Annotated in this window: 8 protein-coding genes; 6 read left to right on the forward strand and 2 right to left on the reverse strand. The window is 65.2% G+C overall.

All coding sequences use genetic code 11. The features are described 5' to 3' along the window. Positions 1–7: 7 nt before the first annotated feature. A complete protein-coding gene (dapC, locus tag L6D77_RS04270; RefSeq protein WP_232880363.1) occupies positions 8–1,204 on the forward strand; it encodes a succinyldiaminopimelate transaminase in 1,197 nt (398 codons plus the stop codon). Between the two features lie 148 nt (positions 1,205–1,352). Here the strand turns inward: dapC and L6D77_RS04275 are convergent, their stop codons facing one another. After that, positions 1,353–2,999 carry a Na+/H+ antiporter gene (locus L6D77_RS04275; RefSeq protein ID WP_232880352.1) on the reverse strand — a complete coding sequence of 549 codons (1,647 nt, stop codon included), beginning with the start codon at positions 2,997–2,999 and terminating at the stop codon, positions 1,353–1,355. A gap of 285 nt (positions 3,000–3,284) precedes the next feature. Here L6D77_RS04275 and L6D77_RS04280 point away from each other — a divergent pair, with 285 nt between their 5' ends. The 4 genes from L6D77_RS04280 to L6D77_RS04295 all read left to right on the forward strand — a co-directional run bounded on the left by L6D77_RS04280 (position 3,285) and on the right by L6D77_RS04295 (position 6,397). Then, a complete protein-coding gene (locus tag L6D77_RS04280) occupies positions 3,285–3,632 on the forward strand; it encodes an ArsC family reductase (RefSeq protein WP_232880343.1) in 348 nt (115 codons plus the stop codon). Between the two features lie 42 nt (positions 3,633–3,674). Then, a complete protein-coding gene (dapD, locus tag L6D77_RS04285; RefSeq protein ID WP_232880340.1) occupies positions 3,675–4,709 on the forward strand; it encodes a 2,3,4,5-tetrahydropyridine-2,6-dicarboxylate N-succinyltransferase in 1,035 nt (344 codons plus the stop codon). 78 nt (positions 4,710–4,787) lie between these two features. Further along, a complete protein-coding gene (locus tag L6D77_RS04290) occupies positions 4,788–5,993 on the forward strand; it encodes a cysteine desulfurase (protein WP_232880328.1) in 1,206 nt (401 codons plus the stop codon). Next, positions 5,990–6,397 carry a SufE family protein gene (locus L6D77_RS04295; RefSeq protein WP_232880324.1) on the forward strand — a complete coding sequence of 136 codons (408 nt, stop codon included), beginning with the start codon at positions 5,990–5,992 and terminating at the stop codon, positions 6,395–6,397. The genes L6D77_RS04290 and L6D77_RS04295 overlap by 4 nt, the downstream gene beginning before the upstream one ends. Before the next feature lie 65 nt (positions 6,398–6,462). On the opposite strand, the gene tcdA is transcribed toward L6D77_RS04295, so the two are convergent. Continuing rightward, complete coding sequence (gene tcdA, locus L6D77_RS04300; RefSeq protein ID WP_232880313.1) at positions 6,463–7,272, reverse strand: tRNA cyclic N6-threonylcarbamoyladenosine(37) synthase TcdA; 810 nt, start codon at positions 7,270–7,272, stop codon at positions 6,463–6,465. A gap of 255 nt (positions 7,273–7,527) precedes the next feature. Here tcdA and L6D77_RS04305 point away from each other — a divergent pair, with 255 nt between their 5' ends. Then, positions 7,528–10,119, forward strand: coding sequence for a glycosyltransferase (locus tag L6D77_RS04305; protein WP_236169971.1), 2,592 nt, complete (start codon positions 7,528–7,530; stop codon positions 10,117–10,119). Positions 10,120–10,262 lie beyond the last annotated feature (143 nt).

Genomic DNA, 10,262 nt, shown 5'->3' on the forward strand with positions numbered 1-10,262 from the left:
TGCGCCGATGAACCATGCCTTGACCCAGCTTCAGCCCTACCCGTTCGAGAAACTGCGCGCCCTGCTGGGCACGGTAAAACCGGCAGCGGACAAACGCGCCATTGCCCTGTCGATCGGTGAGCCGAAGCATGCATCGCCGGCCTTCGTCGCCCAAGCCATGGCCGACAACCTCGACAAGCTGGCGGTGTACCCGAGCACCATCGGCCTGCCCGCCCTGCGCCAGGCCATCGGCCAGTGGTGCGAGCGGCGCTTTGGCGTGCCGGCCGGCTGGCTCGATGCCGAGCGCCATATCCTGCCGGTCAACGGCACCCGCGAGGCGCTGTTCGCCTTCACCCAGGCCGTGGTCAACCGCGCCGATGACGGCCTGGTGGTCAGCCCCAACCCGTTCTACCAGATCTACGAAGGTGCGGCGCTGCTGGCCGGTGCCACCCCGCACTACCTGCCGTGCCTGGAAAGCAACGGCTTCAACCCCGACTTCGACGCCGTGCCGGCCGAGGTGTGGAAGCGCTGCCAGATCCTGTTCCTGTGCTCGCCGGGCAACCCCACCGGTGCGCTGGTGCCGATGGACACCCTGAAGAAGCTGATCGCCCTGGCCGACCAGCACGATTTCGTGATCGCCGCCGACGAGTGCTACAGCGAGCTGTACTTCGACGAAGACGCACCGCCACCGGGTCTGCTGAGCGCCTGCGCCGAGCTTGGCCGCAGTGATTTTGCACGCTGCGTGGTGTTCCACAGCCTGTCCAAGCGCTCCAACCTGCCGGGCCTGCGCTCGGGCTTCGTGGCGGGTGATGCCAGCATCATCAAGCCGTTCCTGCTGTACCGCACCTACCACGGCTGCGCCATGCCGGTGCAGACCCAGCTGGCCAGCGTCGCCGCCTGGCAAGACGAAGCCCATGTACGCGAGAACCGCGACCTTTACCGTGCCAAGTACGATGCCGTGCTCGACATCCTGCAGCCGGTGATGGACGTCCAGCGCCCGGACGGCAGCTTCTACCTGTGGGCCAAGGTGCCGGGCAGCGACGCCGACTTCACCCGCGACCTGTTCGAAGCCGAGCATGTGACCGTGGTGCCGGGCTCGTACCTGTCCCGTGAAGTGGATGGCGTCAACCCGGGTGCCGGGCGCGTGCGCATGGCGCTGGTCGCGCCGCTGGCCGAGTGCATCGAGGCGGCCGAGCGGATTCGCGCCTTCCTGCAGCGCCGCTGATCGGCCGGGGGCCGCGCTGCGGCCCTATCGCCGGCAAGCCGGCTCCCACAGGGATCGCGCCCTTCCAAAGACAAGCGCTGTAGCTGTGGGAGCGGGCTTGCCCGCGAACACGGGCGCAGCCCGTGCCAGGCACCGAAGTTCCAGTCAGCTAGCGAACCTGCCCCAGCTTCGCCTCGCTCAGGTCCAGCTCGCCCAGCACCTGGCGCACCACCTCATCCCCCACTCGATGCTGGCGGTGCAAGTTGTAAAGCTCCAGCCGCTGGGCGCGCAGCGCCCGAATGCGCAGCCGCCGCTCCAGCAGGTCCATCTGCTCGGCCAGGGCACGGGCCTCGGCACTGTCGTTGTAACTGTCCAGCTCATCCCGGTACTCGGCCATCAGCCGCGCCTTGAGCTCGACCGCCAGGGCGGCCTGTGCGGCGTCCTGCGGCGCATTGGCATGCGTTACCTCTTCCGCCTCCAATGCATGAATCGCCGCCTCCGCGGTGCGGCGCCAGGCTTCCTGAACTTCCTGGCGCAGGCGCTCATCGGGGCTGCGGGTAACGCCGCGCAGCAAGATGGGCAAGGCAATCACGGCACAGACCAGCGACAACAGGATCACCCCGGCGGCAATGAAGATCAGCAGGTCACGCTCAGGGAAGGCCTGGCCGGCCCCGATCAACAACGGGATCGACATCACGCCGGCCAGGGTCACCGCCCCGCGTACACCACCCAGGGTCAACAACCAACAGGACCGTGCGGTCGGCATCAACACCAGCGCCGGCTTGCCGCGCCAGCGCCGCACCACGCCGATGGCACGCCAGATGCTCTGCACCCAGACGAAGCGCAGCAACACCAGCGCGGCGAAAATCGCCAGTACGTCCAGGCAGCGCCAGGCCAACGCCGGCCAGACGGTCGGCTCGTGGCTGACCACGGCCTTGATGATGTCCGGTAATTGCAGGCCCAGCAGCAGGAAGATCAGGCCATTGAAGGCGAATTCGAGCAACGACCAGACACTGCGGTTGAGCAGGCGCGTGCTGGTCTGGCGTGGTAGCAGGTCGAGCCAGCTCTGCATCATGCCGGCGGCCACCGCCGACAGAATGCCCGACACCTCAAGGCGCTCGGCCAGCACATAGGCGGCGAACGGCAGCAGCAACATGAACACCACGTGGGTGGCCGGGTCGTCCCAGCCGCGGGTGATCATCCACATGCGCAGGCGCCCCACCAGCCAGCTCAGCACCACCCCCACCGCCAGGCCGCCAAGGGCGACAAGGACGAAGGTGAGGCTGGCTTCGGTCAGGGAGAACACCCCGGTAATGGCCGCGACCAGGGCAAACTTGAAGGTCACAAGGCCCGAGGCGTCATTCATCAGCGCCTCCCCCTGGAGCATGTGCATCAGCGGCGTTGGCAGGCGGTCCTGGGCGATGGCCGAGACCGCCACGGCATCGGTGGGCGACAACACCGCCGCCAGGGCGAAAGCGACGGCCAACGGAATACTCGGCAGCAGCCAGTGGATGAAGTAACCGGCGCCGACCACAGTGAACAACACCAGCCCTACCGCCAGCGCCACCACCGGCCCGCGGATACGCCACAGCTCGCGCTTGGGCATGCGCCAACCATCGGCGAACAGCAGCGGCGGCAGGAACAGAAACAGAAACAGCTCCGGGTCCAGCGCCACATGCAGGCCCAGCGTGGGCCAGGCCAGCAAGGCGCCTGCGCCGATCTGCACCAGCGGCAACGGTAGCGGTATCACGCGCCCCACCAGTTTCGACAGGCTCACCAGCATCAGCAGGATAAGGACGGTATAGGCTGACTGCATCGGCAAGGCTTCCTGTGTAATCGAAACAACGACAGCGGGGGGCGAAACTTCGCCTTTGAAACAATATGTTAGCGGCCATGGAACACGTAAGGCCGCTGCACGATGGTCGCAGACGGCCCGAGAATGTGTAACACAATGCTACCTCATCGCTGTTGACAGCCATCAACCGGTGCCTCCCGGCCCTCAGCCGTGGCGTCAACCCAATCGATACCGCATAATCGGCCCCACCCAATCTTCAAGGAGTATTGAGGACGCCAGGCTTGGCCCGGCAGCCTCAGGCATTCAATGGCTTACACTCTCTACGGCATCAAAGCCTGCGACACCATGAAAAAGGCCCGTACCTGGCTTGAAGAAAAGGCCATCGGCTTCGAATTCCACGACTACAAGACCCAGGGCATCGACCGCGACAGCCTGAACCGCTGGTGCACCGAGCACGGCTGGGAAGTCGTGCTGAACCGCGCCGGCACCACCTTCCGCAAACTCGACGACGCCAGCAAGGCCGACCTCGACCAGGCCAAGGCGGTCGAGCTGATGCTCGCCCAACCCTCGATGATCAAGCGCCCGGTGCTCGACCTTGGCGGCCGCACCCTGGTCGGCTTCAAGCCCGACCTGTACGCCGCGGCGCTGGCCTGAACCCGAATCACGCTTCACCCCTATTTCGCATGAGGTAATTGCATGTCTCAATCCCTGTTCAGCCTGGCCTTCGGTGTCGGCACCCAGAACCGCCAGGGCGCCTGGCTGGAAGTCTTCTACGCGCAGCCTTTGCTCAACCCATCCGCCGAGCTGGTCGCCGCCATCGCGCCGATCCTTGGCTATGAAGGTGGCAACCAGGCCATCGCCTTCAGCAACGCCCAGGCCGCTCAGCTGGCCGAAGCCCTGAAAAGTGTCGACGCCGCCCAGGCCGCCCTGCTGACCCGCCTGGCCGAGAGCCACAAGCCGCTGGTCGCCACCGTACTGGCCGAAGACGGCGCCCTGGCCTCCACCCCAGAGGCCTACCTCAAGCTGCACCTGCTGTCGCACCGCCTGGTCAAGCCGCACGGTGTCTCGCTGGCCGGCATCTTCCCGCTGCTGCCGAACGTGGCCTGGACCAACCAGGGCGCAGTCGACCTGGCCGAGCTGGCCGAACTGCAACTGGAAGCGCGCCTGAAAGGCGAGCTGCTGGAAGTGTTCTCGGTGGACAAGTTCCCGAAAATGACCGACTACGTCGTGCCGGCCGGCGTGCGTATCGCCGACGCCGCCCGTGTGCGCCTGGGCGCCTACATCGGCGAAGCCACCACCATCATGCACGAAGGTTTCGTCAACTTTAACGCCGGCACCGAAGGCCCTGGCATGATCGAAGGCCGCGTGTCCGCTGGCGTGTTCGTCGGCAAGGGTTCGGACCTGGGCGGCGGCTGCTCGACCATGGGCACCCTGTCCGGTGGCGGCAACATCGTCATCAAGGTCGGTGAAGGCTGCCTGATCGGCGCCAACGCCGGTATCGGCATCCCGCTGGGCGACCGCAACACCGTGGAAGCCGGCCTGTACATCACCGCTGGCACCAAGGTGAACCTGCTGGACGAGAACAACCAGCTGGTCAAGGTGGTCAAGGCCCGTGACCTGGCCGGCCAGACCGACCTGCTGTTCCGCCGCAACTCGCTCAACGGCGCAGTGGAGTGCAAGACCCACAAGTCGGCCATCGAGCTGAACGAGGCGCTGCACGCCCACAACTGAGAACCTCTAGGTTCGAAGTGATAAGATCGGGGCTGGCCGCAAGGTCAGCCCCGATTTTTCATTCCAGGCCCCGCGAACATGTTCCAGCCCTCCCCCTGGCGTGCCGACTTCCCCGCCATCGCCGCCCTGCAACGCCAGCACCAGACCTACCTGGACAGCGCCGCCACCACGCAGAAACCGCAGGCCCTGCTCGACGCCTTGAGCCACTATTACGGCCATGGCGCAGCCAACGTGCACCGGGCCCAGCACCTGCCGGGCGCCCTCGCCACCCAAGCCTTCGAAGCCACCCGCGACAAGGTCGCCGCCTGGCTCAATGCCGCTGACTCGCGGCAGATCGTCTTCACTCATGGCGCCACTTCAGCGTTGAACCTGCTCGCCTATGGCCTGGAGCACCGCTTCGAGGCCGGAGACGAAATCGCCGTCAGCGCCCTGGAACACCACGCCAACCTGCTGCCCTGGCAGCAACTGGCACAGCGTCGGCAACTGCGCCTGGTGGTGTTGCCGGTGAATGAACACGGCCTTGTCGACCTGGACCGGGCCCTGCAGATGATCGGCCCACGTACCCGACTGCTCGCCATCAGCCAACTGTCCAACGTGCTTGGTACCTGGCAACCCCTGGCCCCTTTGCTGGCACACGCCCAGGCCCAGGGTGCACTCACCGTGGTCGATGGCGCCCAGGGCGTGGTGCATGGCCGGCATGACGTGCAGCAACTGGGCTGCGACTTCTACGTATTCTCCAGCCACAAACTGTACGGCCCCGACGGTGTCGGCGTGCTGTATGGCCGGCAACAGGCCATGGCGCTGCTGCGCCACTGGCAGTTCGGTGGCGAGATGGTGCAATTGGCCGACTACCAGAGCGCCAGCTTCCGCCCGGCGCCGCTGGGCTTCGAGGCCGGTACACCGCCAATCGCCAGCGTGATCGCCTTGGGGGCGACCCTGGATTACCTGGCCAGCCTCGATGACGAGGCCGTCGCCCGTCATGAAGCCAGCCTGCACCAGCAGTTGCTGCGGGGCCTGGGGGACCGCGAAGGTATTCGCGTGCTGGGCTCACCACAGGCGGCGCTGGCCAGCTTCATCATCGAAGGTGTGCACAACGCCGATATCGCCCACCTGCTGACCGAACAGGGCATCGCCGTGCGTGCCGGGCATCATTGCGCCATGCCGTTGCTCAAGGGCATGGGGCTGGAAGGTGCGATCCGCGTGTCGCTCGGGCTGTACAACGACAGCGATGACCTGCAGCGTTTCTTCGACGCGCTCGACCAAGGCCTGGAGTTGCTGCGATGAGCCTGGCGCCAGAAGCCAGCCAGGCGCTGGAGAGCTTCGAGCAGGCGCGCGGCTGGGAGCAGCGGGCACGGCTGCTGATGCAGTGGGGGGGTCGGCTGCAACCGCTGGATGACAGCGAGAAGATTGAGGCCAACCGAGTCCACGGGTGCGAGAGCCTGGTGTGGCTGGTGGCCGCTCAAGATAACGGGCAATGGCGGTTCAAGGCCGGCAGCGATGCGCGGCTGTTGCGCGGTTTGCTGGCGCTGCTGCTGGTCAGGGTGCAGGGATTGAACAGCGCCGAACTGAGTGCGTTGGCGCTGGGCGAATGGTTCACCCAGCTAGGCCTGGAGCGCCAGCTGTCACCCTCGCGCAGCAATGGGCTGCATGCGGTGTTGCAGCGGATGAGTGAGCTGGCGAAGAGCTAATCACCGAGGTTCACGCAATCACTATAGGAGCGGCCTTGTGCTGCTCCTACAGGGGATCAGCGCCTTTACTCGGGCTTGACCCGCTCCGACGGCCGCCGCGCGCCGGCCACCAGTTTTTCCACCGCTTTGCTCGCCGCCACCATGCCGAACGTCGCGGTCACCATCATCACCGCGCCAAAACCGCCCGAACAATCCAGCCGCACGCCCTCACCGACGAAGCTCTTCTGCAAACACACACTGCCATCGCCCTTGGGGTAGCGCAGCTGTTCGCTGGAGAACACACACGGCACCTGGTAATTGCGGCTGGTATTGCGCGAGAAGTTGTAGTCCCGGCGCAGGGTCGAGCGCACCCGCGAGGCCAGCGGGTCGTTGAAGGTCTTGTTCAGGTCGCCGACCTGGATGCGCGTCGGGTCGATCTGCCCACCGGCGCCACCGGTGGTGATGATGGCGATCTTGCGCCGCTTGCACCAGGCGATCAGCGCGGCCTTGGCCATCACGCTGTCGATGCAGTCGATCACGCAATCCATCTGTTCGGTGATGTACTCGGCCATGGTCTCGCGGGTGACGAAGTCGGCCACCGCATGTACCGTGCAAGCCGGGTTGATCGCCCGCAGGCGTTCGGCCATCACCTCGACCTTGGGCCGCCCTACCTGCCCTTCCAGCGCATGGGCCTGGCGGTTGGTATTGCTGACGCAGACATCGTCGAGGTCGAACAGGCTGATTTCGCCCACGCCGCTGCGGGCCAGGGCCTCGGCCACCCACGAGCCCACCCCGCCGATGCCGACGATGCCCACATGGGCCTGGCGCAGGCGTTGCAGCCCGTCATCGCCGTACAGCCGGGCGACGCCGGCAAAGCGTGGATCTTCTGTGCTCATGTTCCAACCCTCAAGCCGATACCTCAAAAAACGGCGCGCAGTATAAGCCAAGCGCCCGGATTAAGGGCTGCCGTTGGCAAGTGTCCTACCAAGCCTGCTTTAATGTCCTATCAGACAAAAAGATCTGGACGACAACCGGGCGGTCACAGAACTTCATCCCCTGTCGAAAATCCAACGCGTTGCCCACTTCGGCAAGCGTAGGACCGACGCACCGAAGACACCGCCCCGCCCTCAGCTTCGGAACCTCGAATCCTTATGTCATCACGCAAATTCGGCCTCAACCTGGTGGTGGTCCTGGCCATCGCCGCGCTGTTCAGCGGGTTCTGGGCGCTTATCAACCGCCCGGTGTCCGCCCCTGCCTGGCCGGAGCAGATCTCCGGTTTTTCCTACTCGCCGTTCCGCCTGGGTGAAAGCCCGCAGAAGGGCCAGTACCCCAGCGACGACGAAATCCGCCAGGACCTCGAACAGCTGAACAAGCTGACCGACAATATCCGTATCTACACCGTCGAAGGCACCCAGGCCGAGATTCCGCGGCTGGCCGAAGAGCTGGGTCTGCGTGTGACCCTGGGGATCTGGATCAGCAAGGACCTGGAGCGTAACGAGCGCGAGATCGAAAAGGCCATCGGCCTGGCCAACACCTCGCGCAGCGTGGTGCGGGTGGTGGTCGGCAACGAAGCGTTGTTCCGTGAAGAAGTCACCCCCGAGGAGCTGATCGGCTACCTCGACCGGGTCCGCGCCGCGGTCAAGGTGCCGGTAACCACCAGCGAGCAGTGGCATATCTGGAAGGAACACCCGGAGCTGGCCAAGCACGTCGACCTGATCGCCGCGCACATCCTGCCCTACTGGGAATTCGTGCCGATGAACGAGTCGGTGCAGTTCGTCCTCGACCGCGCCCGCGACCTGCGCAAGCAGTTCCCGCGCAAGCCGCTGCTGCTGTCGGAAGTCGGCTGGCCAAGCAACGGCCGCATGCGCGGCGGTGCCGACGCCACCCAGGCCGACCAGGCCATCTACCTGCGCACCCTGGTCAACACCCTCAACCGCCGCGGCTACAACTACTTCGTCATCGAAGCCTACGACCAGCCGTGGAAGGCCAGCGACGAAGGCTCGGTGGGCGCCTACTGGGGCGTGTACAACGCCGAGCGCCAGCAGAAATTCAACTTCGAGGGGCCGATCGTCGCCATCCCGCAATGGCGCGCCCTGGCGGTGGCCTCAGTGGTGCTGGCGATGATCGCCCTGGCGGTGCTGCTGATCGATGGCTCGGCGCTGCGCCAGCGCGGGCGCACCTTCCTCACCTTCATCACCTTCCTGTGCGGGTCGGTGCTGGTGTGGATCGCCTACGACTACAGCCAGCAATACAGCACCTGGTTCAGCATGACCGTGGGCGTGCTGCTGGCGCTGGGTGCGCTGGGGGTGTTCATCGTGCTGCTGACCGAGGCCCATGAACTGGCGGAAGCTGTGTGGACGCACAAGCGCAGGCGCGAATTCCTGCCGGTGCAGGCCGACAGCGCGTACCGGCCCAAAGTGTCTGTGCATGTGCCGTGCTACAACGAGCCGCCCGAGATGGTCAAGCAGACCCTCGACGCCCTCGCCGCGCTGGACTACCCGGACTACGAGGTGCTGGTGATCGACAACAACACCAAGGACCCGGCCGTGTGGGAGCCGCTCAAGGCGCACTGCGAAAAGCTCGGCTCGCGCTTTCGCTTCTTCCACGTCGCCCCCCTGGCCGGCTTCAAGGGCGGCGCGCTGAACTACCTGATCCCGCACACCGCCAAGGACGCCGAAGTGATCGCGGTGATCGACTCGGACTACTGCGTCGACCGCAACTGGCTCAAGCACATGGTGCCGCACTTCGCCGACCCGAAAATCGCCGTGGTGCAGTCGCCCCAGGACTACCGCGACCAGCATGAGAGCACCTTCAAGAAGCTCTGCTACAGCGAATACAAAGGCTTCTTCCATATCGGCATGATTACCCGCAACGACCGCGACGCGATCATCCAGCACGGCACCATGACCATGACCCGGCGCACCGTGCTCGAAGAGCTGGGCTGGGCCGAATGGTGCATCTGCGAAGACGCCGAGCTGGGCCTGCGGGTGTTCGAGAAAGGCCTGTCGGCGGCCTACGCACACAACAGCTATGGCAAGGGCCTGATGCCCGACACCTTCATCGACTTCAAGAAGCAACGCTTCCGCTGGGCCTATGGCGCGATCCAGATCATCAAGCACCACGCCAGTGCCCTGCTGCGCGGTAAAGGCAGCGAGCTGACCCGTGGCCAGCGCTATCACTTCCTGGCCGGCTGGCTGCCGTGGATCGCCGATGGCATGAACATCTTCTTCACCGTCGGCGCACTGCTGTGGTCGGCAGCAATGATCATCGTGCCGCACCGGGTCGACCCGCCCTTGATGATGTTTGCCATTCCACCGCTGGCGCTGTTCTTCTTCAAAGTCGGCAAGATCCTGTTCCTCTACCGCCGTGCGGTGGGGGTCAACATGAAAGACGCCTTCGCCGCCGCCCTGGCGGGGCTTGCGCTGTCGCACACCATCGCCAAGGCGGTGCTGTACGGTTTCTTCACCAGCAGCATGCCGTTCTTCCGCACGCCGAAAAACGCCGACAGCCATGGTGTGCTGGTGGCGATCGCCGAAGCGCGCGAAGAGCTGTTCATCATGTTGCTGCTGTGGGGCGCGGCGCTGGGGATCTACCTGGTGCAGGGGCTGCCGAGCTCGGACATGAAGTTCTGGGTGGCGATGCTGCTGGTGCAGTCGCTGCCCTATGTGGCGGCGCTGGTGATGGCGTTGTTGTCGTCGTTGCCCAAGCCTGTAGAGAAGGCTGCCGAGGCGCAGCAGGCTTGAGCTTTTGAGGGCTGCTTTGCAGCCCAATCGCTGGCAAGCCAGCTCCCACATGGATAGCGCCATCAACAAGGGTGGCGCTGTACCTGTGGGAGCTGGCTTGCCAGCGATTGGGCCGTGCCCGTGGTAATCATTTGATATAAGAT

This window comes from Pseudomonas parasichuanensis (genome assembly GCF_021601385.1).
Classification (GTDB): domain Bacteria; phylum Pseudomonadota; class Gammaproteobacteria; order Pseudomonadales; family Pseudomonadaceae; genus Aquipseudomonas; species Aquipseudomonas parasichuanensis.

What these genes read in the sequence shown, in the direction of transcription:
- dapC (WP_232880363.1), top strand. Translation starts at nt 8, where the DNA reads ATGAACCATGCCTTGACCCAGCTTCAGCCCTACCCGTTCGAGAAACTG.
- L6D77_RS04275 (WP_232880352.1), bottom strand. Translation starts at nt 2,999, where the DNA reads ATGCAGTCAGCCTATACCGTCCTTATCCTGCTGATGCTGGTGAGCCTG.
- L6D77_RS04280 (WP_232880343.1), top strand. Translation starts at nt 3,285, where the DNA reads ATGGCTTACACTCTCTACGGCATCAAAGCCTGCGACACCATGAAAAAG.
- dapD (WP_232880340.1), top strand. Translation starts at nt 3,675, where the DNA reads ATGTCTCAATCCCTGTTCAGCCTGGCCTTCGGTGTCGGCACCCAGAAC.
- L6D77_RS04290 (WP_232880328.1), top strand. Translation starts at nt 4,788, where the DNA reads ATGTTCCAGCCCTCCCCCTGGCGTGCCGACTTCCCCGCCATCGCCGCC.
- L6D77_RS04295 (WP_232880324.1), top strand. Translation starts at nt 5,990, where the DNA reads ATGAGCCTGGCGCCAGAAGCCAGCCAGGCGCTGGAGAGCTTCGAGCAG.
- tcdA (WP_232880313.1), bottom strand. Translation starts at nt 7,272, where the DNA reads ATGAGCACAGAAGATCCACGCTTTGCCGGCGTCGCCCGGCTGTACGGC.
- L6D77_RS04305 (WP_236169971.1), top strand. Translation starts at nt 7,528, where the DNA reads ATGTCATCACGCAAATTCGGCCTCAACCTGGTGGTGGTCCTGGCCATC.